The 24,971-nt window shown below is 28.4% G+C and carries 22 protein-coding genes; 10 read left to right on the forward strand and 12 right to left on the reverse strand.

The features are described from left to right. Nucleotides 1-64: 64 nt before the first annotated feature. From CRV03_RS04220 to CRV03_RS04265, 10 genes are all read left to right on the forward strand, one after another. Complete coding sequence (locus tag CRV03_RS04220) at nt 65-1,843, forward strand: ATP-binding protein (protein WP_164968613.1); 1,779 nt, start codon at nt 65-67, stop codon at nt 1,841-1,843. Between the two features lie 96 nt (nt 1,844-1,939). Beyond that, entirely contained in the window at nt 1,940-3,922 is a 1,983-nt protein-coding gene (locus tag CRV03_RS04225) for a methyl-accepting chemotaxis protein (protein ID WP_129083895.1), read from the forward strand. A 122-nt stretch (nt 3,923-4,044) separates the two neighbouring features. Continuing rightward, the gene (locus CRV03_RS04230; RefSeq protein ID WP_258239003.1) at nt 4,045-4,524 is read left to right on the forward strand and encodes a J domain-containing protein; all 480 of its coding nucleotides are present in this window, start codon (nt 4,045-4,047) and stop codon (nt 4,522-4,524) included. A gap of 14 nt (nt 4,525-4,538) precedes the next feature. Then, nucleotides 4,539-5,036 carry a SprT-like domain-containing protein gene (locus CRV03_RS04235; protein ID WP_129083896.1) on the forward strand — a complete coding sequence of 166 codons (498 nt, stop codon included), beginning with the start codon at nt 4,539-4,541 and terminating at the stop codon, nt 5,034-5,036. 130 nt (nt 5,037-5,166) lie between these two features. Beyond that, on the forward strand, nt 5,167-5,643 hold the full coding sequence (locus tag CRV03_RS04240) for a glutathione peroxidase (protein ID WP_129083969.1): 477 nt from the start codon (nt 5,167-5,169) through the stop codon (nt 5,641-5,643). Further along, entirely contained in the window at nt 5,644-6,333 is a 690-nt protein-coding gene (locus CRV03_RS04245; RefSeq protein WP_129083897.1) for a phosphotransferase, read from the forward strand. Nucleotides 6,334-6,395: 62 nt separating this feature from the next. After that, nucleotides 6,396-7,328: a hypothetical protein gene (locus CRV03_RS04250; RefSeq protein ID WP_129083898.1), complete on the forward strand. Its 933-nt coding sequence runs from the start codon at nt 6,396-6,398 to the stop codon at nt 7,326-7,328. Nucleotides 7,329-7,391: 63 nt separating this feature from the next. Further along, the gene (gene uvrC / locus CRV03_RS04255; RefSeq protein WP_129083899.1) at nt 7,392-9,245 is read left to right on the forward strand and encodes an excinuclease ABC subunit UvrC; all 1,854 of its coding nucleotides are present in this window, start codon (nt 7,392-7,394) and stop codon (nt 9,243-9,245) included. A gap of 3 nt (nt 9,246-9,248) precedes the next feature. Beyond that, nucleotides 9,249-10,271, forward strand: a complete 1,023-nt coding sequence (locus CRV03_RS04260; RefSeq protein WP_129083900.1) for an alanine racemase — start codon at nt 9,249-9,251, stop codon at nt 10,269-10,271. A gap of 9 nt (nt 10,272-10,280) precedes the next feature. Further along, on the forward strand, nt 10,281-10,946 hold the full coding sequence (locus CRV03_RS04265) for a tetratricopeptide repeat protein (protein WP_129083901.1): 666 nt from the start codon (nt 10,281-10,283) through the stop codon (nt 10,944-10,946). Nucleotides 10,947-10,949: 3 nt separating this feature from the next. On the opposite strand, the gene CRV03_RS04270 is transcribed toward CRV03_RS04265, so the two are convergent. The 12 genes from CRV03_RS04270 to infA all read right to left on the reverse strand — a co-directional run bounded on the left by CRV03_RS04270 (nt 10,950) and on the right by infA (nt 24,961). After that, nucleotides 10,950-11,921, reverse strand: a complete 972-nt coding sequence (locus CRV03_RS04270) for a zinc transporter ZntB (RefSeq protein ID WP_129083902.1) — start codon at nt 11,919-11,921, stop codon at nt 10,950-10,952. 51 nt (nt 11,922-11,972) lie between these two features. Then, nucleotides 11,973-12,683 carry a 2OG-Fe(II) oxygenase gene (locus CRV03_RS04275; RefSeq protein WP_164968614.1) on the reverse strand — a complete coding sequence of 237 codons (711 nt, stop codon included), beginning with the start codon at nt 12,681-12,683 and terminating at the stop codon, nt 11,973-11,975. A gap of 119 nt (nt 12,684-12,802) precedes the next feature. Continuing rightward, complete coding sequence (locus CRV03_RS04280; RefSeq protein ID WP_129083904.1) at nt 12,803-13,567, reverse strand: molybdopterin-binding protein; 765 nt, start codon at nt 13,565-13,567, stop codon at nt 12,803-12,805. Nucleotides 13,568-13,569: 2 nt separating this feature from the next. Next, the gene (locus CRV03_RS04285) at nt 13,570-14,154 is read right to left on the reverse strand and encodes an adenylate kinase (RefSeq protein WP_129083905.1); all 585 of its coding nucleotides are present in this window, start codon (nt 14,152-14,154) and stop codon (nt 13,570-13,572) included. Nucleotides 14,155-14,235: 81 nt separating this feature from the next. Then, nucleotides 14,236-15,996 (reverse strand): YgiQ family radical SAM protein, encoded by a 1,761-nt coding sequence (locus CRV03_RS04290; protein WP_129083906.1) that lies wholly within the window; start codon nt 15,994-15,996, stop codon nt 14,236-14,238. Nucleotides 15,997-16,074: 78 nt separating this feature from the next. Beyond that, on the reverse strand, nt 16,075-18,648 hold the full coding sequence (locus CRV03_RS04295) for a cache domain-containing protein (RefSeq protein ID WP_129083907.1): 2,574 nt from the start codon (nt 18,646-18,648) through the stop codon (nt 16,075-16,077). 84 nt (nt 18,649-18,732) lie between these two features. Next, nucleotides 18,733-19,539, reverse strand: coding sequence for a metal ABC transporter solute-binding protein, Zn/Mn family (locus CRV03_RS04300; RefSeq protein WP_129083908.1), 807 nt, complete (start codon nt 19,537-19,539; stop codon nt 18,733-18,735). A 17-nt stretch (nt 19,540-19,556) separates the two neighbouring features. After that, nucleotides 19,557-21,320: an aspartate--tRNA ligase gene (aspS, locus tag CRV03_RS04305; protein WP_129083909.1), complete on the reverse strand. Its 1,764-nt coding sequence runs from the start codon at nt 21,318-21,320 to the stop codon at nt 19,557-19,559. A gap of 47 nt (nt 21,321-21,367) precedes the next feature. Then, nucleotides 21,368-22,573 (reverse strand): hypothetical protein, encoded by a 1,206-nt coding sequence (locus CRV03_RS04310; protein ID WP_129083910.1) that lies wholly within the window; start codon nt 22,571-22,573, stop codon nt 21,368-21,370. Beyond that, complete coding sequence (locus CRV03_RS04315) at nt 22,570-23,235, reverse strand: uracil-DNA glycosylase (protein ID WP_129083911.1); 666 nt, start codon at nt 23,233-23,235, stop codon at nt 22,570-22,572. The genes CRV03_RS04310 and CRV03_RS04315 overlap by 4 nt, the downstream gene beginning before the upstream one ends. Before the next feature lie 161 nt (nt 23,236-23,396). Beyond that, nucleotides 23,397-24,668 (reverse strand): GGDEF domain-containing protein, encoded by a 1,272-nt coding sequence (locus CRV03_RS04320; protein WP_164968615.1) that lies wholly within the window; start codon nt 24,666-24,668, stop codon nt 23,397-23,399. Nucleotides 24,669-24,742: 74 nt separating this feature from the next. Continuing rightward, on the reverse strand, nt 24,743-24,961 hold the full coding sequence (gene infA, locus CRV03_RS04325) for a translation initiation factor IF-1 (RefSeq protein ID WP_114838571.1): 219 nt from the start codon (nt 24,959-24,961) through the stop codon (nt 24,743-24,745). Nucleotides 24,962-24,971: the final 10 nt, after the last annotated feature.

Consider the following 24,971-nt stretch of genomic DNA (forward strand, 5'->3'; position numbering starts at 1 on the left):
TATCTAAATGATATTATTATATGTTATACTTTAGTTACAAATGAAATACTATGAAAGATTTACCATGAACAAGTCAATAGTTACTCGGTTTATTTTTGTTTATATTTTCTTCTTACTAACAATAACTACAATATTTTATTTTAATTACCAAAAAACAATAGAAAATCACTTTCAAAAAACTACTAAAGAAAGCTTTTCAGAATACAAAGCTGTATATGACAGAAACAAACAAATAGCTGATTTGATTTTTCAATCAGAAATCAATACAAATAAAATACTTACTATTTTTAAAGATGCTTACCTTTCAAATAAAGAGCAAAGAGATGAGATAAGAAAAGAGTTATATGAAGTGCTAAAAGAAAAGTACTACAAACTAAAAGCTTTTAATCTAAGACAACTACACTTTCACCTACCAAATAATGATTCTTTTTTAAGAATGCATAGACCTCAAAAATATGGTGACAATCTCTCTCACATAAGTGAAACTGTTAGATATGTAAACCAAAACAAAAAATATATCCATGGTTTTGAAGAAGGGAGAATCTTCAATGGCTTTAGATTTATTTATCCTCTGTTTTTTAGAAATATGCATATTGGAAGTGTAGAGATATCTTTTAACTCCCTTGCAATGATAAAGGCTATAAAAGAGACTTACAACAAAAATTCTCACTTTCTTATCAAAAAAGATGTAGTAGATAAAAAACTATTTGAAGATGAAAAATCTAACTATCTTCAAAGTCAATACAAAGAGTTTTATTATGAAAAAGAGATTGTATCTTATCACAAGCCTTTACTTATTAAAAATAATACTAAACAACTAACTAAAAAAATCTATGAGGGGGAACCTTTTTCTATTTTCCTTGAAAAATACAATATTATAAAAACTTTTATTCCTATAAAAAACCCCATAAATAAAGAAGTTGTTGCAGTTTTATTTATCTGCAAAAGTGATAGTTTTATTAATAAAGAGTTTAAAGATATAGTTATTTTATTTATTTGTACTTTCTTTGGTATATCTTTAATTTTCTACTTATTTTACTTACAAAAAAGAGCAAATGAAAAACTAAAAAAAATCAATAATGAACTAGATAGAAGAGTTGATTTAGAGATAAAAAGAAATAGAAAAAAAGATATCTCCCTTCTAAAACAATCAAAAATGGCAGCTATTACTGAAATGCTTGCACATATTGCCCACCAATGGAGACAACCTTTAAATGTCATTTCTACAAGTTCAAGTGGACTTATCTTGCATAAAGAGATGGGAAAATTAGATGATAAAAGTTTTGAGTTATATACAAAATCTATTAGTGAGCAAGTTCAATACTTATCTAAAACAATTGACAAGTTTAAAGAGTTTGTAAAAGACCAAGAAGATGAAAAGAAAACTATTTGTTTACAGAAAAAAGTAGATGAGATAATTGAAATAGTTCAAGCAAGTTTTGAAGATGAAGGAATTGAAATTATCAAAAAGTTTAAAAAAGAAAACCTTTTTGTATCAATACATACAGGAGACTTAATCCAAGTAGTTTTAAATATTCTAAATAATGCAAAAGATGCACTTATAAAAAACAACCCTAAGAAAAAAAGAATAATTATCACAATAAAAAGAAAGAAAAATGGTAATGTTTTATTAGCTATTTATGATAATGCAGGAGGAATACCTCAAGAGTATGCTGAAAAAGTATTTGACCCTTATTTTACTACAAAACATGAAGCTGTAGGCACAGGAATTAGTCTATATTTGAGTTATGAAATTATTACAAATCAAGAAAAAGGTAAGATATATTTTAAAAATAAAGATGAAGGTACCAAATTTTATTTAGAGCTTAAGGAATCGATTTAAACGTCCTTATATAATTATTTAAGAAAGATATTTATTATAATATTATATTATTATGATAATTGTTACAAATGTGACTAAAACTTAAAAAGGACGTTAATGTTTTCAAATGTTTCAACAAAAGTTAAATTATTGGTTTTACCAATTTTATTTCTTGTTATAACAGTGATTGCGGGTAGTATTTATACTTATTATAACGGTGTACTTAAAACAAAAGGTACAAATGCAAAAATAACTGATGAAATGATTCAGCAAGTATTAACTGCTAGAATCACAGTATATCAATTTCTAAGAGTTCCTACAAATGACAATGCTCAAAAAGTAAGAGAATCATTTTCTACTTTAGATAAACAATCAGCAGAGCTTCTTCAAAGATTAGAAATTAAAAAAGACATTGACCTAACAAAAGATATTCAATCTTTATCTAACGAATATATCTCATTTTTTGATGCTTTTGCAAATGAGAGAATCAATGACTATTCTAATGGAATAGAACAAGAGACTCAAGAGATTTTAGAAAACATGAAAAAGATGGTTACGGTTGGTACACAACTTGAAAAAGAGTTAGATGAAATCAATATTCATGCAAATGAACAAAGAGCTGAAGCTGAGAGTACTCAAACTATGCAACTTCTTATTGTTGGTGTGATTGCTTCAATTATATTTATCGTTATGGCTTTAACACTTATTAAAAGTATCTTATCAAATCTTGAAAACTTCCAAAAAGGTTTAGTTTCATTCTTCAAATATTTAAATAATGAAGCAGACCATGTTGAGTTATTAAATGACAAAAACCAAGATGAGTTTGGTCAAATGGCAAAAATTGTTAATCAAAATATTGAAAGAACAAAAGAGAATATTGACCAAGATAGAAAAATCATTGATGAGTCAGTTAGAATTTTAACAGAGTATGAACAAGGTGACTTTAGCTCTAAAATCAATCTTAGTTCTTCAAATGAAGCATTAAATGATTTAACAAAAATGATTAACCACATGAGTGCAAACTTAGAGAAAAATGTTGACTCTATTTTAAAAGTACTTGGTGAATACTCAAACTCAAACTATAGAAACAAAGTTCCAACAGATGGAATCAAAGCACACTTAGAACAACTTGCAACGGGAGTAAATAACTTAGGTGATAGTATTTCTGAACTATTAAAGCAGTCTTTAGAGATTGGTCTTTCTCTTGATAGTTCATCTGATATTTTAATTGAAAATGTTGATACGCTAAATGACTCAGCTAACTCTGCTGCTGCTTCTTTAGAAGAGACTGCTGCTGCTTTAGAAGAGATTACAAGTACAATTGTAAGTAATGGTCAAAATATTCAACAAATGAACCAATACACTGATGACTTAAACTCATCTGCAAAACAAGGTCAAAACCTTGCACAAAAAACTACTTCTGCAATGGAAGATATTACAGAACAAGTTACATTAATCAATGAATCTATTTCTATTATCGACCAAATTGCATTCCAAACAAATATCCTTTCACTAAATGCAGCTGTTGAAGCAGCAACTGCTGGTGAAGCAGGAAAAGGTTTCGCAGTTGTTGCAGCTGAAGTAAGAAACCTTGCATCTAGATCAGCTGAAGCAGCAAAAGAGATTAAAGACTTAGTTGAAAATGCAACTGCAAAAGCAAATGAAGGTAAAACAATTAGTGCAGATATGATTGTAGGATATAACTCACTTCTTGAAAACATCAGTAACTCAACTGAAAAAATCAATGAAATTGCAAGTGCAAGTAAAGAGCAAGAGACTGGTATTACTCAAATTAATGATGCAATTAACCAGTTAGACAAACAGACTCAAGAGAATGCTTCTATTGCAAACAAAACTCATGATATTGCAATAGATACAGATAGAGTTGCAAAAGAGATTGTTGCTGATGCACAAAGTAAAGAGTTTATTGGAAAAGAGAATGTAAGTATTAAAAAAGAGAAGCCTTCTTCTAAAGCTACTCTAAGTACTCATACTAGTGAAATAAAATCTAAACCTACAAGCAAAGATACAGAAAAACCTGCATCAAATCATACTTTTAAAGCAGAAAAAAGTAGTGATGATGAATGGGAATCATTCTAAAAAACTTTAAATAAAAAGGTATGACTTCCATACCTTTTTATAATCTACATTTTCGATAAGCAAATACTTCACAATAAAATACTATAATACCCACAAAATTTACAAAAAACAGGATTAATATTTTGGCACAACTTATAAGTAGTCTTATTAAATGGGCAATATTCTTTGGAATCTTATATTTAATATTTACTAACTTTGGAACATTTTTAATTATTTTATTTATACTAGTTTCTATTGGTTATTACATAGTTTATCAATTTAAAAAGAAGATAAGAGAAGCTTCATCTGGAAACGGTCAACACTTTAAATTTACATTTAATGGTCAAGACTTTTCACAAGCAAATGGTGCAAATAACTTTGATTTTAATGATTTTCAAGAACAGTTTAGAAGAGGAAACTTCCAAGGTGCAGGTACATCTTTTGGAGAAGTTCCAAAGGCAAAAGAGTTCTTTGGATTTACAAGTGACCCAACAAAAGAAGAGATAAAAAAAAGATATAAAGAGCTTGCAAGAAAATATCATCCAGATATAAATGACCATGGTGATGAACTTATGCAACAGCTAAATCACTATAAAGATGTTCTGCTAAAAGCCTTTCCATAAAGAAAGGTTTTTAGATGTTTCTTCAAAGATTAAAACTATTTTTTATAACTGTTACAGTTTTAGGAACAATCTTTTTAATCTACTCAATCTACAACACATATAAATTTAAAACTTCCGATTTAAATGAAAAAACACAAAATAGAATCACTCAAAAAACTCAATATTTGCAAAAGTTAGCTTACCAAAAGTTTGGAGTAAAAAGAGAGATTCCAATTAGAGTTTCTAATAAAATGCCCTCTAATCTTTTTGGTGCAGCAACTTTAAGTCAATCAGGAGAAATAGTAGTCTTTCTAAATAAGAAGAGATTTAAAGAGAGTGTTGATTATATGATTGATGATGTATTACCCCACGAATATGCTCATGCTTTGATGTTTGTATTTGGTGACTTAAGCAGGGAAAATGGTGGGCACTCTTTAAAGTGGCAAAACATTTGCAAGGCTTTAGAAGGGAAACGATGTAATAGGTTTGTTAATCACAATGATGTGATTTTTGGCAAAACAAATATATTTTAAAACAAAAAATAAGTACAAAGAGATATTTATTTAGGTTAAAATAAATAAAAAAGGATTTAAGATGTTTTTTAAAGCTATGATTTCTTTGATGATTTTTTTATCAGTATCTCTATTTGCAAAGGACAACACTATGAGTATTTATGATTTAAAAGTGAAAAACATAAAAGGTGAAGAAGTATCTTTATCTAAATACAAAGGTAAAGTACTACTTATTGTAAATGTAGCAAGTAAATGTGGGTTTACTTCTCAATATGAAGGTTTAGAAAATCTATATCAAAAACATAAAGATAAAGATTTTATGATTTTAGGTTTTCCTTCAAATCAATTTGGTGGACAAGAACCAGGAACAAATAAAGAGATTGCCCAGTTTTGTAGGCTAACTTATGGAGTTGATTTTGATATGTTTGCAAAGATTGATGTAAACGGAAAAAATGAAGACCCACTATATACATACTTAAAAAAAGAAGCATCAGGAATACTAGGAACAGAGAGTATCAAATGGAATTTTACTAAGTTTTTAGTTGATAAAAATGGAAAAGTAATAGATAGATTTGGTTCAGCTACAACTCCAAAGGATATAGAAGAGGATATTTTAAAACTTCTATAGATGGTAAAAAAGTTAAAGAATCAAGGACTTTGTAATGAAGTTTATAAAATAAAAAAAGATAAAAAAGATTTTATATTAAGAGTTTTCAAAAAAACTCATACAGTAAAAATAGATAGAAAACAAGAGTTTAAAATACAAAATAAAGCATACAAAAAAGGTATCGCTTCAAAGCCAGTTTATTTAAGTGATAAGTTTATGACTTGTCACTTTATAAAAGGCTCTCATAAAAATAAACTTTCAAAAAAACAAATCAAAGTCCTTGCTAAATCTTTAAAAAAACTACATAAAATAAAACACAAGAACAAAGTTTATTGTTTAGAAAAAGAGTTTATAAACTACAAAAAAATATTAGATGACAAAAAGTCAAAAAAAATTATTAAAAATTCCCTTGAAAAACTAAAAAATAATAATAAAAAAAAGGATTTAGTTTTATCTCATAATGACCTAAATAAAGAGAACATACTTTTTAATAATAAGGTCTATTTTATTGACTGGGAATTTGCTTCAAAAAATAATAGATTTTTTGATTTAGCAACCCTTTGTATAAAATATAATTTTTCAAAACAAGAAGAAAAAATTCTTCTAAGCTCCTATTTTCCAATTGTGAAAGAAAAGTATTACAAAAGACTAAAAAATTATAAAGTTATTTGTAAAAATTTTTGGAAACTTTGGTTTAAAGCAAATTTTTAAATTTTTTTTTAATATATTTGAATATACTTTCGCTATAAAAACTATTTAGAAAAAGCAGGCAAATGAAAAAAAGTTTAATTTTTATAATTACACTATTTACTTTTGTAACTCACCCTCTTCTAGCAAACACAACTACAATAACACCAGAAGTTGAAAAAGCAGAAGAAATCGTAGTTCAAAAAGATGCAGTAAAAAGTGAAGTTATGGTAGGTTTCTATGGAAGACCTTATACTCCTTCTTTAGGAATTTTAGGTGAAAGTCATATTGACAATGTTGTAAAGAAACTTAGAGAGAAAAAAGAGTACTACGATAAAGAGTTAGGTGAAAACTTTGATGTAAAGTTAGCATTTCACTTAATCTACGGATTAGCAACTATCGATCCAGGTAGAGATAACGACTATATTATAAACCTTCCAGATAGAACTGTGATGAAATATATCAAAAGAGCACAAAAAGAAGGTTTTGCAGTAATTATTGACTTACAATTAGGAATTTATACTCCAGTTGAAGCATTAAAACCTGTTTTAAAATACTTACAATATGAAAATGTACATTTAGCATTAGACCCAGAATTTAAAATTCCAAAACACAGAAAGTATCCTCCAGGTAAGTTTATTGGACATATTTTTGGAAATGATGTAAATGATGCACAAGAGCTAATTAGCAACTACTTAATAGAAAATGGAATAAAAGAGAAGAAAAAACTGATTGTTCATATGTTCCACAAAAGAATGTTAAGAAAAAAAGAGTTAGTTAAAAACTATGACAATATTGAGTTAATCTATAATATTGATGGTCATGGTGGAGGTGGAATCAAGGTTCAAATATATAACAACCTTTATTCACAAAATGAATCTGATATCGCAGATAGTGGATTCAAAATCTTTTATAAAAATGATATAAAACCTTTAATGACTCCTAAACAAATCTTAGGATTAGAGTCAGTTGGTTCAAGAAATATCAAAAGACAACCTTATTATATAAACTACCATTAAAACATAATCTATGAAGTGGCTTTTTGGCTACTTCATAAAGCTATTTTTAGATAAAATTCCTAAATGAATTTAGAAGAAAAACTAAAACAACTCCCTAATGAAGCAGGAGTTTATCAATACTTTGATAAAGATGGACACCTACTTTATATTGGTAAAGCAAAAGTTCTTAAAAATAGAGTAAAATCTTACTTTAAATTTACACCAAACTTACAACCAGCAGAAAAACTTGGTCCTCGTATTTACAAGATGATTACAGAAGTAGTATCTTTAGAGTGGATAGTTGTACCAAATGAACATGAAGCTCTTATTTTAGAGAACTCACTTATTAAACAACTAAAACCTAAATACAATATTCTTTTACGAGATGATAAAACTTACCCATATATTATGTTAGATAATAGCGAACTTTTTCCTAGACTTGAAATAACAAGAAGAGTACATAAAAACAACAATATAAAATACTTTGGTCCCTACTCAACTGGTGCTAGAGATATGCTTGATTCAATCTATGAAATAGTTCCTTTAGTTCAAAAGAAATCTTGTATTAAAGGTAAAGAAGCTTGTCTTTTCCATCAAATCAAAAAATGTCATGCCCCTTGTGAAGGTAAAATTACAACAGCTGATTATGCAAAACTAGTTGATGAAGCTTGTGAATATATCTATAATAAAAACAAACTAATCAATAAACTTAGTGAAAGAATGATGCAATACTCAGAAGAGTTTAGATTTGAAGAAGCGATGAAATTAAGAGATAGAATAAAATCAATCGAAAAATCTCAAATCAAATCGGGTATTGATTTAGCTTCAAATGAAGACTTAGACCTTTTTGCAATAAAAGCTGGTAGAAAAAAAGCTGTTGTTGTAAGAATGTTTATTAGAGATGGAAAACTTGCCTCTTCTTCCCATGACTTTATCAAACTTGACTTCTTAGAGGATAATAAAGATATTGATTTAAACGAGGCTTACCAAAGAGCAATTATCAATTACTATAATAATGAAATTCCTCTACTTCCAAAAGAGATTTTAGTTGCACAAGAGTTAGAAGAAAAAGAAGAGATAGAAGAGTTTTTAAAAGAGAGATTTGATAGGAACATAAAAGTTGTAAATCCTAAAAAAGATAAGAAAAAATCTTTATTGAATATTGCACTAAATAACTGCGATGAACTACTTAGAATAGAATCTTCTAAAAACCAAATAACTATCTATGAAGAGATAAAAGAGCTATTTAACTTACAAACTCTTCCATATATAATAGAGAGTTTTGATAACTCACATATGATGGGACAAGCTACAGTTGGAGCTATGGTTGTTTGGAATGAAGAGCTTAATGCCTTTGATAAAAAACAGTTTAGACACTATAACTTAGAATCAAAAGATGAATACTCTCAAATGAGGGAAATGCTTATGCGAAGAGTTGAAAGCTTTGAAAAAGTAAGTCCTCCTGACCTATGGGTTATTGATGGAGGTGAAACTTTACTAAAACTTGCCTATGACATTATACAGTCTGCTGCTGTGAACCTTGATATTGTAGCAATTGCTAAAGAAAAAGTAGATGCCAAAGCTCATAGGGCAAAAGGTGCTGCAAAAGATATTGTTCACTATAAAGATAAAAGTGGTGAAATTAGAAGCTTAAAACTAAAACCTAGTGACCAAAGGTTACAATTTATACAAAGACAAAGGGATGAAGCCCACAGATTTGTTATAAACTTTCATAAGAAACAAAAAAGAAAAGAAGATAAACAAGTTTCACTATTACAAATAAAAGGTATTGGTGAAGCAAAGGTTAAAAAACTACTTTTATATTTTGGAAGTTTTGAAAAAATAAAAGAAGCATCAGTAGTAGAACTAAAAGAAGTTCTAAATGAAAAAGATGCTATTTTACTAAATAATTATTTCCATGATGAAAAGGAAGATTAAAACTTGCCTAAGATTATTTTAAATAAAGAAAACTACTTTCACAACCTAAAAATAATTTCTGAACACGCTGGTTCTAAAGATAAAATTGCTGTTGTTTTAAAAGATAATGCCTATGGTCATGGACTTGTTGAAATTGCATCAATGGCCAAAGAGTTTGGAATAACAAAAGCGGTTGTGAGAACATGTGAAGAAGCTGAGAAAATTGAGACGTTTTTTGAACAAATCTTAATCTTGGCTGACACTACTTTTCACAACTATTCACATACTTTTCACATCGTGGTGAATAGCCTTGAACAACTTGAAAAAGTACCCGAAAAAACGAATGTTCACCTAAAAGTGGATACCGGAATGCATAGAAATGGTATTTCACTTGAAACTCTAGAAGAGGCTATTCATGGTACTTTAAGGAAAAATTTAAACTTGACTGGAATTATGACTCACTACAGAAGTGCTGATACTTTATCATGTGAATTCTTTTGGCAACAACAGATTTTTGGGCAAGTAAAAACTTTGGCTGTGAACACATGTGAAAAACTTTTTTTGCCTATTCCTAAGTTTCATTCTGCTAACTCTTCAGGTTTATTTAGATTTAAGAATTTCAATGAAGATTTTGCTCGAGTTGGTATAGCTCAATATGGTTATTTAGATACAGATTCTATCTTTGATAATCCAAATTTAAAACCTGTAATGTCTCTTTGGGCAGATAGAATTTCTACAAGAAAAATAACAAAAGGTCAAAGAGTTGGATACGGTGGTATTTTTACCGCAAAAAGTGAAATGAATGTATCAACATATGATATTGGATATGGAGATGGCTTCTTAAGACTAAATGGCAAAAAAACATATACTACTCCAAAAGGATATCAAATTCTAGGTAGAGTCTCTATGGATAACTGTTCTATTAATTCTATAGATGATAAAGTTTGTATTTTTGATGATGTTAGACAATTAGCAACAATACATGATACAATATCTTATGAAATAACTACAACACTTAATCCTAATATAGAAAAAGAGATTAAATAAAGAGTAACTATGAAATACCTAATTTTAACTATTTTAATTACAAGCTTTGCATTTAGTCTTAGTTTTGAAGAAGTAAAAAAAATAGAAGAGGAAGAAGGTGTTTTAAAAGCTCTTAGCTCATATAGAGTTTTAGCAAAAAGAGATGACACTCAATCAATCTATAGATTAGCAACTTTATATCTAAAAGGTAAAGGTGTACAAAAAAGTATCTCTACAGCTAAAACCTTTTTAGAACAAGGTAGTTTATTAAATCATCATAAATCAACCTACCTTTTAGGAAAACTATATATTACAAAAAAGTCACCCTACTTCAATGAAAAACTTGCTTTTAATACTTTTTTAAAAGCAGCAAATGATGGTTATGCTCCTGCACAAAATATGATAGGTCAGTTTTTAGCTGCTGGAATTGCTGTAGAAAAAGACTATAAACTAGCAATAAAATATTTTGAATATGCCTCAAAGCAAGGACATGAAGATGCCCATTGTAATCTAGCTTTTATGTATGCAAATGGAAAAGGTGCCTTTCCTAACTTTGGACGAGCTCATCAGTTTGCTAAAGAGGGAGTTAAAAAAGGTAATAAAAAGTGTATAAAAGTATGGGAAACTTACAACCTTGAAAAGTATGACCAAGACAAGGGTTGGAAGTTTAATTTTTATACTAAACCTTCAAGTTAAAGGTTAAATCCACTTACTTCTTTTAAGCAGATAAAATAACCCTACTCCCATTGCACTTAAAGCTATTGTAAAAAACATAAAAGCATCTTTATTTTCAGTTCCAGGTAATCCACCTACATTTATACCAAAAAGCCCTGTTAAAAAACCAAGTGGTAAAAAAATAGCAGAAATAATAGATAGCACATACATTCTTTGGTTCATTTGTTCACTAATTTTACTTAATATCTCTTCTTGTATTAGTGTCACTTTATCGTTTATTGAATCAAGCTCTTCTACATATCTTATTAGCTGGTCAGTAATCTCTCTTAGCTGTACTTTATCGTGTTCACTTAACCACGATACTTTATCACTATAAAGTCTATGCATTGCTTCTTTTTGAGGCGATAGATATCTTCTTAGACTAATAGCCTCTCTTCTTATCTTTGATATTTCTGTTCTTACGAAAAGGTTACTTGATTCAATAATCATCTCTTCTATTTCACTTGCCCTATCGTGTAAACTATCAATAGTTCCTTCCATTCTAGATGTTAATCTATCAGTTAGTTCAATTAAAAACTCTGAACTATTTTGAGGTCCTCTATTTTTTTCAAAACTATTTAGAATATCTTTTACTGAAAGAAGGTCTCTTTTTTTAGTACTTACTATTAAATCTTTTGAAATATATAATCTAATAGAAATCATATCTTCTGGGTCAGAGTTCGCGTTTAGGTTAACTCCCCTTAAAGCCAATAAAATAGAGTTATCTAAAATAGTAGTTCTTGGTCTTGTTTCAGAAGTTAATAAAGCATCAACAGCTACTTCATCAATACCACTTCTATTTGTTATCCAATCAATTGCTTCTTTACTAGAATAATCAAAGTGAACCCATAGTAAGCCCATACTTTTAGTGTAGTTTTGTATTTCATCATAAGATAAACTCTTTGCACCACCATTTTTATCTAAAAGTACAGCATGAGATAATCCATTTATATCCATAGTAAACCTTTATGTGAATTTTTCTATCTAAATATTATATAATAGTTACTATTATGAAGTAATTGCGTCATGCCATTGAACTAAACTTAATCTATATCCAGACTTCACTTCTAGTACTTCATGGGTGAAAAATGGGTTACTTAAAAAGACAATCATTTCCCCTGCTTTAGGCTTGTATTTAATAACTTCACCTTTTTCATCATAAAGAAAGTTGAAAACTAACTCTCCTCCGCTAAAAGTATTAAAATCTTCATTGTCTTCACATGATGTAGCAAAAAATACAGTTGTAAGTTTTCTATTTATAGCTACATTTTTAAAACCAACTAATTCATCATCTTTATAAATCATATTTGAATCATCACTATGAGCTTTATAAAATGAACCTTTTAAATACTCTAAAACTTGCACTTTTGTACTAGTTGTTAAAGCTAGTGAAAAATACTCTTCAATTTGCTTTTGTACTTCTAAAAATCTTTTTTTATAAATTGATTTGTATTCATCATCCAGTTTATAAATTTTTGTTTTTCTAATACTTTTATCTGTATAGTTTAAATAGTTTTCTTTTTTGATTTTTGCATCTATATAATCATCTTCTTTTTTAACGCTTCTAATAAGCCCATCACAAATTTTAGGTGATAAAAAATCTTTGATAATTAAAAAAGGATAATCATAATAAGGGTTTGGAAGTAATTTAACTTCTAAATCAAAATCATTTAGTCTTCTATCACAAAAGACAAAGTTACTAATTTGATCTAAATTCAAGCTTTTTCCTAAGATTTAAAGTATGGAATTATAATCTAAAAAAAAAGTTTTTTACTAAATTTAATCTTAAAAAGTTTTAGGAGCCTAGAAACTCTTATTTCTAGGCTTTTTAGGTGAGTTTATTTTATTTTATTTGTATCTTCAAGAATATATTTTATATTTTTTTCTTCACAAAAATCTATAAATTCTTGAAAACTATTATCTAAAAGAGTTTGCTCTAAAGAGCTTAGTGATAAGACAACTTGTCTTTTATCATCAATTATTTTAGGTAGAGATGAAAGTTCAATATCACTTGGAAGTTCTTTCATAAGTGAAATCAAATCATTTTCTCCACAAAAAGCAGTTAATGTTTTTCTATATTTTACTAAGTCATTTTTAGAATAGTGTTTGTCTAAAGCTTCAATTACCATTGCTTGGCTCATTGAAGGAAAACCTGGTGTAAAAAAGAACCTATCATCTAAATAAAAGCCTGCTACATTGTTTACTACATTTTTAAGTAACTTTGCATTTATAGGAAGATTTCCCATCTCTATTCTATGAGGATAAGCTTCATCACCAAATTGATTTATAATAAGCTCTTGTGCTTTTTCATGGTATTCCATCTTCCCATCACGAAATACCTTTGCAGCTATTTGTCTAGTATAATCATCAGGAGTAGCACCAATACCACCATAAGAGAACATAACTGAGTTTTCATCAGCCTTTATAAGATTATAAATGTTTTCCATTAGTTTGGTGTCATCTTCTATTACAAATGAGGCTTTGTGAGTCCAACCTCGCTTTAGAAGTTGTTCATTTAAGAAAGCAAAATGGGCATCCTTTCGACGCCCATTTAAAAGTTCTGTACCAATAATTACTGAGTAAAAATTAGGTTTTTTAATCATTGTTATACTCTTGATTGAATAAAGTTATCCATTTCATCAACAATTTCTTCAATTGTTCCTTCACCTGAGATTACTTTTAAAACATCTTGTTTTGTATAAAATGATTTAATCTCTGCAAGTGGTTCAATATATAGTTTCATTCTATTTAAAAATACTTCTTCATTATCATCAGCTCTAACAACCTCAGCATCCGCTGCTCTTCCTAAAACTCTTTTAAAGGCAGTATCTTGAGAAACCTCAACTTCTATTACATTTGTTAGCTCAACTTCACTTTCATTTTTTAGATACTTATCTAACTCAGTCATTTGCTCAATTGATCTTGGATATCCATCAATTACAACAATATCAGTTGAAGCATTTTTAATAGCAGTTACAATAGTTTCAATTACAATTTCAATAGGTACAATTAAACCCTTTGATACAAAAGAGTCAATCTCTTTTCCTCTTTGGCTACCACTTGCAATCTCTGCTCTTAACATATCTCCAGTTGAATAATGAGTGATATTATCGTGTTTACTTGCAATTAGTTCAGCATCTGTAGTTTTACCAGAACCAGGAGCTCCAATTATTAAAAATAGTTTCTTCAAATATAGTTCCTTTTAAATATTGTTATGAATTAAAAGCAGCTATTATATCTACATCTTTCTTATTTTTAGAAGAGATGAAGTCTAGCTTTGTAAGCTTGCTCCATTACTTTTTCTTCTTTGGTGATACTTTTTATCTATCACTATACTTTTTTGTTTTTCTTTTCTATTTTTATCTTTTTCAACATAGATTTTCTTTCTTGTTTCTGGGTCCATCTCTGTGTAATACATAACAGAAGAGTAAGTCCCTGGTGTTGGTGTGAAAACCTGTGCTTGTTCTGGGTTCATTTTTAATTCATGGGTTGTAAACTGTTTTAACTCATGCATATCTTTTTCTTCACAACCTGGATGTGCTGCAATTAAGTAGTAAGTTAAGAACTGTTTTTTACCAGCTTCTTTATTTAATCTATCATACATCTTTTTAAACTCAATAAGTGGTTGTTTTCCAGGTTTCCCCATAAGCTTTAAAACTCTATCTGAAGTATGTTCAGGTGCTACTTTCATTTGTCCAGAAATATGATGATTTACAAGCTCTTTTAAATACTCATATCCATGTTTTTTATCTGCTGGAATAAAGTCATATCTTAAACCTGATGCAACAAAGGCTTTTTTTACACCGGGAACTTTTCTAATGTCTCTTAAAAGATTTAAGTGTCTACTATGGTCAACTTTCATAACTCTACAAAGTCTATCATAATCAACACATCTAATCTCAGCACATGTTCCTTTTTTAAGTTTTTTATTACACTCATACCCATACATATTTGCAGTTGGTCCACCAACATCAGAAATAACACCTTTAAAATCTTTATCTTGTGTAAACTCTTTTGCTTCACTTAGAATATTTTTTTCACTTCTTGTTCTAATAGTTCTACCTTGGTGAACTCCAATAGCACAGAAGTTACACTCACCCCAACACCCATGGTGAGTCTGAATAGAGAATTTAATAGTCTCTAAACATTTAACCTTACCTTGTGGTTTATGATATGGATGTAAATCTCTAATATAATCATATGAAGCTACCTCATCCATCTCTTTTTCATCTAGATAATCACATGGAGGATTTTGAATAGCATATCTTGTATCTACTTTTTGACAAAGTCCCTTTGCAGAGATTGGGTCATTGTTTTTATAAAAATCATCAAAAAGGTCTATATATTTCTCTTTATCTTCTAAACACTCTTGGTGGGAAGGTAGTTGTAAAAACTCTTCAACTGGTTCTTTAGAAATATAACAAACTCCCCTAACCTCTCTTGGGTCTTTTCCATCTCTTAAAGCAGTTGAAAACTCTCTTATTGCAACTTCACCCATTCCATAAATTAGATAATCAGCTTTTGCATCAAATAAAATAGGTTTTCTTAATTTATTTGTCCAAAAGTCATAGTGAGTAACTCTTCTTAAACTAGCTTCAATACCACCTAAAACAATTGGAACTGTGTTTTTAAAATGTCTTCTAATTAAATTTGTATAAACTAAAGTAGCTCTATCTGGTCTTTTGTCATTTTTCCCACCAGGAGTGTAGTCATCGTTGTTTCTAAACTTTTTAGTTGCAGTGTAGTTTGATACCATAGAGTCAATACTTCCACCACTAACTCCCCAGTATAATTTTGGTTCACCTAATCTTTTTACATCTTCATTTTTAATATCAGGTTGACCTATAATTCCTACTTTAAAGCCTAAAGCTTCTAGGATTCTTCCAACAACGGCAACACCAATAAATGGAGAATCAATATATGCATCCCCACTTACTAGTATTACATCACATTGGTCCCATCCTAAAGCATCCATCTCTTTTCTTGTAGTAGGTAGAAATTTTTGTTCTTTTTGTTTGTTATTGGCACTCATATAAGTTTATACTTTCATTTTAATTTTTTCGTATTGTGCCAAAAGATATTTTAACCTCTCATATAAATTTATAACTAATTAAACCTTCTTTGTTAAATTGTCATCAATCTTCTTAATATCAAGCACCATTGCAACTTGAGACTCTTCATAATCACTAATATCAGCAAGACTTTCAACTAAAGTTCCAGTTCCTAAGAAGTGACTTTGTATTTGTTGAATAGAGTTTTTTTCTACAACTGAAACACTCTCTAAAGAAGAAACAAGTATTCCCACACAATGTTCTTTATTATCCTTATCATACTCTAAAAGAATAATAGTATTTAGCTCAGTATCTGTTATATCTTCTTTAATGAAACTTCTAATATCAAGTACTGAAATTAGATTGTCTTTATGTAAAACCATTCCTTTAAAAGGATTATTTTTATCCATATCGATTGATTCTTCAAGTTTATCTATAGAAATAGATTCAATAACATTTTTTGCTTCCACTGCAAGGAATTTATTACCTAAATGGAAAGTTGCTAACTCAACACAAGAGTCCGTAAACACTTTTTTTGCATTTGAGTTTAGGAACTTTGATTTTTGTTCATACTTTAAACTATCAAAATGTTTTTCACCAATATAATTAAATACTAAACAGAAAACATCATTTACATAGTCATCTTTAGCACTTTTATACTCTCTATATCCTTGTGAACATCTAACACCTAAAGCATAATATTTATTATCTATTTCAATAATTTCACTTTTTTGCTCACCATTTTTTAGTTCAAAAAACTTATCTTCAATATCAATAATTGAGTTTACCTCTATATCTTTATTTGTTGAAGAAATAACCTTTTTATCCCTTGATGCAAATAAAGCGAATACTCCATCCTTTCCTTTTGGTAAGCTATCCTCTAACATAGCATGAAACTCAGGTGTAGAATCAAATACAATAGCAATTCCACCATTTATCTCATTTTGATTTTCAAAAGACCTAATAGCTGCACAATATACATATGTTGACTCATTTGCATAAAGATTTGTCTCTTCAAAATCTGATACACAATATTTTGATGTATCTTTTAGGTTTAAAGTTTCTCCTACCCATTTTTGAGGTAAAACTTTTCCTACTAGATAATTCTCTTTTTCATTTGAAACTGCAATTATTTTTCCACTTTTATCAAAAACAAGTAGATTTGTATATACTGTATATAAATCATTAATATACTTTAAAATAGAAGAGATCTCTTTTTCTTTATAACTTAAAGAGTTATAGTCATCAAATGCTTTTCTAAAGTATGAAGTTAATGCCCACCATCTACAGTCATTTGCTCTTTCATAAAGGTTTCTATCCATAATATCAATTGCTAAAGATGATAAGAACTCACTATCTTTTAAAATTGAGTTTATGATAGTTTGATTAAGGTTACTTAATGAAGAGTTTGCTTTAACTCCTGTAACTCCAATCTCACTTAAAAGAGATTTTGAAAACTCCCTATTTGAAGAGTTTAACTTACTTTGTGCAACATTACCATTCCAAATAACACGTCCAAGATTTTCTTGAATAGTTTTACTTTTATTAAATACATCTTTTAAATCTTTTGAAAAGTGTTGTTCATTTTCCATCATAGATTCAATAATTGCATCATCTGCTTTTGCTTCATTACTTTGATTACTTAAAAATGCATACTCTAAAGGAACCATGATATGTCCATACCACTTAAGTCCTTTAAAGCCTTGATAACCATTAGTTACACAAGTTTTTGCTATATAATCCCTACCACAAAAAGATACTATTTTATACTCTTCATCTAAAACTATTTCTAGCTTTGATTCTAAAGGAATATAGTCTTTATCACTTGAAGCAATTACAATTCCATCTTCATCTAAAATAGTTAAAGCCTCTTTATTTCTTGTTTCAATTAGATTGTTAAAAATTCCTTCCATTTCATCTCTAAATCTAAAACAAAGACAAAGTACACCTAAAACCTCTGAGTCTGAATCATTTGTTTGAGTTACTTTATATGAGTAAACTAAAGACTGCTTTTTATGTGGAATAAAATCATGGTATTGGAAAGTTTCCACATACTCATCACTTGAGTTGATTACTTTTTGAGTAAACTCTTTATCTAACCAATCTACTTTTACATCATCGTCAAGTCTTGCTACAACTTTTCCTTTTGTATCAGCTAAAACAATATCATAGTACACAGAATATTTTTGTACATACTCTAAAAATCTTTTTTGTATCTCTTCTTTTAGTTCTACACTATCACTGTTGTATCTTGAAACAAAGTTTTGTAGGAAGTCTCTAATATCATCATCCGTTGCTAAAAAACCAATATCAGCAGTTCTTTCAAAAAGATTTCTATTTACAATATCAATAGCAACCTGAGCTTTAAATTTCATCTCTGCAGTTGCTTTTTTAACTGTTTCATCACTTAAATGATTAAGTAGTGTAGTTGTTAAGTTTAAGAAGTTTTCTTTAGTCTTACCAATGTCGATGTGAATATCACCTAATTGACCTAAAAGTGCAAAAATATCCCAAGAGGAACTTAATCTTCCTAACTCTTCCCTATACTTATCAACATCTTCAATATGTTTAATTATAGGATAAAGTTCTTTTTTTACTTTAATACCTTTATAGTCTACTAAACTCTTTGACATTTTAGATCTCCTAAATATTTATAGGAATATCTTACTCTAAAAAGTAAGCAGTTTTTTTATACAGACTGTATATTTAGTATGCAATTATAGATTTTTTTTATATCTTGCGATTTTTCTAGCTAGGGATTGAATATTAACTTTCCAATTATATTTTGTGATATCATGTTCTACAATATCAGCGTTAATATGGGAAGCTAAGGATTGAGCTTGTTCGTAGGAACTTCCTTTTTTTATTAATACTTTTTCAATATTATGTAATTGTGCATGTTCTATTAAAGCAGGTACTTCTTCTAAATCAGTAAACCTATTTTCTCTATAATAAAGATTGATTCTATATCTTTTAGCTATATAGTGCCAATAAGGCTCATACACATATATATTATAAAATTCATTTCTATCAAACTTCTTTTTTAAAGATAAAAAGAACTCATCTAACTCTTTTAATAAGACTTTATGATTTGCTTCATAAAACTCTTTTTTATAGGACTTTAGAGTGCTTAATGTATTGTATAGATTCTTTACTAATTCACGTACTAACAAAGGGTCAGTCCAGATATAGTGATTAACTTTTCCATTTACTATATCTTTTTCAATTCCTTTAGATACATCAATTATTTTCATATATCTATTTTTCTTTTTGAAAAGCTCTATGTACTTTTTTTCCTCTTCTAAACCAAGAGTCAAATATACATCACTATAATAGATTTCATTTTTAAAAAGATTTCCTCTTTTATCAAAACTTTGATATCCATCTTCAATAACTTTAATAAAAAAATCATCTTTTGCTATTTTTTGAATAAACTCTTTATGTACAGGAAAAGTAACTACGATGCTTGTTTTTGCATGTAAAAATGAGAGTAGTGACAACAATACAATAATATACTTAATCATATTGTTGCCCTTTTAAATTATACTTCAGTCTTTCTAATTCTAAGACTTAATTCTTTTAATTGTTCATTATCAACAGCTGAAGGTGCAGAAGTTAATAAACATTGAGCTCTTTGAGTTTTAGGGAATGCAATTACATCTCTAATAGAATCAGTACCAGCTAATAACATGATAAGTCTATCGAATCCCATTGCAAATCCACCATGGCTTGGTGCACCATATCTTAATGCTTCAAGTAAGAATCCAAATTTATCATTTGCTTCTTCTTGAGAGATTCCCATAAGTTCAAATACTTTTTCTTGAACTTCTTCTTTATGAATTCTGATTGAACCACCACCAAGCTCAGTACCATTTAATACGATATCATAAGCGATTGATTCAATATCTTCTAAATCTTCTACATTATTTAAATCACATTTATCTAAGTTAGGCATAGTAAATGGATGGTGTAATGCTTTAGTTTTTCCATCTTCAACTTCAAACATAGGGAAATCAACAACCCATACAAACTCATAAACGTCTGCTGGAATAATTTCCATTTGCTCTGCAAGATAAAGTCTAAATCTTCCCATGTAATCACATACAGTTTTCTTATCTCCAGCTCCAAAGAATACAACATCACCAACTTCTAATTCAGTTGTTTTTACGATTGCTTCTAAATCAGCTTCAGAGAAGAATTTAGTTAAAGGACCTTTTAATCCATCTTCTTTCATTTGGAAATAACCAAGACCTTTAGCTCCAAACTTTCTAACGTAATCTTCAAAACCTTTCATTTGTCTTTTAGAGAATAAGTTATCTCCATTTGGACATCTTAGAGCTTTGATTCTATTGTTTTTAGTATCTTTTGCAATATCTGCAAAGATTTCATTTGTAGAGTTAGCAAAAATATCAATAACATCTACCATAGCCATGTCAAATCTCATATCTGGTTTATCTGAACCATATTTTTCCATAGCATCTTTGTAAGTAATTCTTGGGAAAGTAGTTGGAACATCTTTACCACAAGCTTTAAATGTATCGTGAATTAATTTTTCAGCTACTTCAATTACATCTTCTTGATTACAAAAAGACATCTCAACATCAATTTGAGTAAATTCTGGTTGTCTATCTGCTCTTAAATCTTCATCTCTAAAACATTTTGCAATTTGGAAATATTTATCAAATCCAGAAACCATTAGTAATTGTTTAAATAATTGTGGTGATTGAGGAAGTGCATAAAATTCACCTGGGTGAACTCTACTTGGAACTAAATAATCTCTTGCACCTTCTGGTGTTGATTTTGTTAAAATTGGAGTTTCTACGTCTAAGAATCCTAATTCATTTAGACAGTTTCTAACTGCGATATTTGCAGTACTTCTTAATTTAAAAATTTCAAAAGATTTTTCAGTTCTTAATTCTAAGAATCTATTTCTTAATCTAATCTCTTCATTTACTTTTTCATCACCTAAATCAAATGGCATAGGTTTTGATCTGTTTTCAATAACTAAGTCTTCTACAACAATTTCAATTTTTCCAGTAACTAAGTTAGGGTTTTCTAAACCTTCACCTCTAGCTCTTACTTTACCAGTTGCTATTAAAACAAATTCATCTCTAACACTATCAGCAACTTCCCATGCTCCTTTGTTATCAGCAGGGTCACACACAAGTTGAACTAAACCACCTCTATCTCTTAAGTCAATAAAAATAATTCCACCGTGATCTCTTCTACTGTTTACCCAACCAGCAACAGTTACAGTTTCATCTATATTCTTTTCCGTTACATCAGTACAATAATGAGTTCTCAATTCTTACTCCGTTTCTATAAATATTCGCGATTATATCGAAAGATTTCTTAATTTTCTAATTGCTGTTTTTTTAAAAGCTCTTGCTCTGCTTTGGCTTTTTTCTCTTCTTGTTTTTGAATAAGAGTGTTATATGTTTCTTCTAAAGCTGTATCAATATCAGTCACTTCTTTAAAGCCATAAGAAGTTCCTCTATAAAGTATTGGTTCATATTTAACTTGATTGTCTTCAATCTCTGTTTGAATGATTTTTTTGTTTTCATCTGTATCTAAATTCATTAAATATTCTGCTCCAACTAAAGATGAATAATCAACCCAGTTGTAAATAATATCTGCACCTAATAAATCTGCATACTCTTCAATAAAACTATCAACTTTTCCAATAGAGTTTACTACAAAAAGATTTGTTCTATCTCTTGGTTGTGTTAACTTTACAAGCAAAGGGTTATAGTTTAATTGTGTAGATAAAACTCTAATTGGATCAATCTCATATGCTGTTAATTGAGATAAAATAATTGATGTTTTAATAATTGGTGTATTTAATAAAACAGTATTATATGCTATTCTCTCATCATTCATGATATATTGATATTTATTGTTTGTTCTTTGTATCTCTTTAGTTATTGGTTCAGTATCAATAAACTCATTGTTATATAAATCTTTTAACTTGTTTCCTAAATAAGATGGTACATAAAACATAGTACTTTTTTCACTTGATAAAGTTTTTAAAAGTTTCACTTGTCTTTCATAAGAGATTCCACCAAATACAAAGTTATCTTTAGCAAAAGCTACTTCACTTTTATTGATTAAAGGAAAATATACTTTAGCAAAATGTAAAGCATGGGTTCTATTTAGTATTTCATATCCATTTTGAGTAAATAGTGTGATTACTTTTTTGAAACCTTGCTCTTCAATTTTTTTAATTTGAGTTAGGATATTAATATTGCTTTCATCATAACTATCAAATGCCTCTATTTCAAACTCTTTGTTATTGTAAATTAAATAAGCCATAACAGCATTTACAGTTGATTTAGCATACTTACCAACTATTTTTGATGGATAAAGTACTGCAATTTTATTTGCACCTTTTTCATCTGCTACAACTGGCTCTTTTTCAATGGCATCTTCATAAACTTCTTGGGGTTGAGTATAAACAGTCTCTTTAACTTCTTGCTTTTGTGAAGTAGTAACTTTTCCTTTAGGTGCACACCCTACTATGAAAAAACCTACTAATACTAATAAAATTATATTTTTCAATTTGACTCCAAAATCGACTTTATTTTTAGCATATCTTGAAATGCTTCTTTCTTAAAAGATGGGTTTCTTAAAAGAAATCCTGGACTATACGTTGGTAACACATCATAGTTTTTAAAATTCGTTAGTTTACCTCTAATTTGATAAAAAGGTGTTTTATCTTTACATAGATACTGGTAAGTTTTATCTCCTAAAGTAACAATTAACTTAGGTTGAATTAAATCAATTTGTTTATATAAATAAGAACTACAACTATTAAAATGTGTTGATTCAAAACCATTTTGACTCTTACATTTTACCAAACTTGTAATATAAACATCTTCTTTTTTAACAGGTAATACGTTTTCAATCATTTTTGCTAACTGTTCACCTGATTTTCCAACATAAAAAGAATCAAGTTCATCTTCAGTAGTTGTTGGTTCATCAATCAAAAACATTATACTTGCATTTATATTTCCATATCCAAATAAAACATTTTTTCTATTTTTTGAAAGCTCACATAAATAACAGTTATTTACTATTTGCCCTAAACTATTTATATCATTTGGTAAAGTATCCTCTTCAACCTCTTTATTAAAAGCTTTTATTGGTTCATGATACTCGTATCCAATTGATTTTAAAAAATGCAACTGAGATAGAATTCTATTTTTAATTACTTTTGTCATACGCAATTGTACAAAAAAAGTTCTTTTGAATAAATTTGCTAAAAAAATATGCAAATTATTTATAAAAATGTGACTTTTTAATAAAAAAGTGCTATTATTACATTTATAGTATACAGAAGTAGTTAGTTTATATCGCGAACTGTAAACTTTTCTACTTCATTTTATACTATATCTCCATTATCTACAATGATTTTATTTCTACCTTGAGCTTTTGCAGTATAAAGTAATTCATCAGCTTTTTTAATAGTTTCTTCATATGAGTTATAATTATTTCTAAATGCAACACCTGCTGAGAATTTTACACTTAATTTTATATCATTATAAACAAACTTATTGTTTGAGATAATATTTTTCACCCTTCTTAGGTAATTTTTAATATCCATTTTATTTTTGTAATTAACAATAGTTATAAACTCTTCCCCACCATACCTAGAGATAATATCTCCGGTACGAGTAAGATTTTTTAATATCTGAGCAAAAGTTGATAGTACTGAATCTCCACAATCATGCCCATAAGTATCATTTATATCTTTAAAATGGTCAATATCAAAAAATACTAAAGCATAGTTAGAATCATATACTCTATACTCATTTTCTAATCTTTCAATTTCTACAACATAGGCTCTTCTTGTTAAAACACCTGTTAAGAAATCAGTTGATTTCTCTTCTTCTGCTTTATCTAAGTTTTGCTGTAGAGCTTCAATTTGTTCATATAAATTATTACACTCTAGTTGATTATTTAAAATATCTTTTTGACTAACTCTTACTGATGATTCAAACTTATCAATTGATTTGATTAAATCTGATTTAATCTCTTCTAAATCATTTAATGATGACTCAGAAAGAGAAAGTGAATTTATTTCTTCTTTTAATCTTGTAATTTCATCATAAGTGGAAGTGTGATTAACAATAAACTTATTTATATACTCACCTAAAAATCTAATAAGTTTTTTTACGTCACTTGTTTTATCTTTAAATAGTTTTTTATCGTTATTAATTCTTTTGTCAGTTAAAGTTCTAATTTCCCTTAAAACTCTATCATCAAGAAGTTTCTTTGGGTCTTCTGCTATATCGATACATATTTTGTCTATTTCTACTTTTATCTCTTTATCTATTGAAGGAGAAATAAAATATGAAAAGTCTTTTAAAAACTCTCTTATTGTTTGATTAGAAACTCTTTGTGAGAGTATTTGAGAAAGTTCTCTAAAAGTAGGAACTTCATTATTAAGTTGAGATTTTTCATAAATTGTTAGTTTTGTGATTAAATCTTTAATCTCTTCTGTTTCTTCTAGTATTAAATCAGTTTTTTGAAGTTGTTTATAAAATTCAGTTTCAAAATTTGTGGGATTTGCAAGTTTGCTTTGCTTGTCTAAACTATCTAAAGTTAAGCTAATAATATTGATTATATCGTTCATTACACTATATACTTTCAAGAATTTCTTTTAGTATAGCATAACTACTTTAAGAAAAAGAGATAATAAATAAGAAATTTATTATCTCTTAAAAATTACTTATATCTGTGAGTAATTCTACCCTTATCTAGTGAGTAAGGTGTAATTTCTACCTTAACTTTATCACCTGGTAAAATTTTAATGTAGTGCATTCTCATTTTTCCTGAGATATGACATAAAACTACATGACCATTATCTAATTCAACCCTAAACATAGCATTAGGTAAAGCTTCAATTACCTTACCATCAATTACTATTACATCATTCTTTGCCACTTTTTCTCCT

The sequence above is a fragment of the Arcobacter sp. F155 genome, from assembly GCF_004116455.1.
In the GTDB taxonomy this organism is placed as follows: Bacteria; Campylobacterota; Campylobacteria; order Campylobacterales; family Arcobacteraceae; genus Halarcobacter.